This window comes from Burkholderia sp. ZZQ-2 (assembly GCF_050768715.1).
In the GTDB taxonomy this organism is placed as follows: domain Bacteria; phylum Pseudomonadota; class Gammaproteobacteria; order Burkholderiales; family Burkholderiaceae; genus Burkholderia; species Burkholderia cepacia.
On sequence record NZ_LDVA01000124.1, the window covers coordinates 1 to 740 of the forward strand.

At 69.1% G+C, this 740-nt stretch carries 2 pseudogenes; both read right to left on the reverse strand.

Annotated features, from left to right (window positions below):
* A pseudogene (locus ABY44_RS07745) lies at positions 1-111 on the reverse strand (NAD-dependent oxidoreductase); the annotation flags it as partial.
* Between the two features lie 105 nt (positions 112-216).
* Positions 217-555, reverse strand: a pseudogene (locus ABY44_RS07750) (sterol desaturase family protein); the annotation flags it as partial.
* Positions 556-740: the final 185 nt, after the last annotated feature.

Here is a 740-nt window from a genome sequence, read left to right on the forward strand (position 1 = left end):
GATCAGCGCGACGCGTGCGCCGCGCGCGCCGAGCCACGCGGCCGTCGCGATGCCCAGATGGCCGAATCCGCCGGTGATCGCGACTGCCTTGCCTTTGAAATCGTGTTCCATCGATGTTTTCTCCTGGATCGAGGGTTGCTTGATGATGCGTATTGCATGGGTCATGCCGGCCGCGGCACGCATGCGTGGCCGGCAATTCGACACAGCGTAGCGCGTTCACGCATCCGTGCGCACGGCGACGAGGCTGCGGCGGCGCAGTTCCTCCGTCGTTTCGCCCTGGTTGTCCGGGCGCCAGCCCGGCGGCGGCAGCACGAAGCGGATCGCCGTCCACACGTCGCGGGCCGTCGCGACGTCGCGGGCGAGGCTCGCCCCGTGTTCGAGTTCGACGACGAACGGATTGCGCGAGCGGGTCGGCGTGACGAGGCCGAAACGGCACGGCTCGTCAACGCGCTCGGCGACATAGGTGCCGAACAGCCGGTCGAACACGATCAGCACGCCGCCGTAGTTCGCATCGAGATAGTCGAGGTTCGACGCATGGTGCACGCGGTGCGCGGCTGCGCATCGACCGCGACTACCGCCATGACCGCCGCGCCGGCGGCCCGCACGCAGGCCAGCGGTCGGCGCCGGCCTGCATGGCGTGTCCGAAGCGAAGCACGACACGGTGGCGTCCGATACGGATCGACTCGCGCGCTCGATCGCGAAACAGCTCGCCACGCAGAATGCGGCGAACGCGTGGCTGC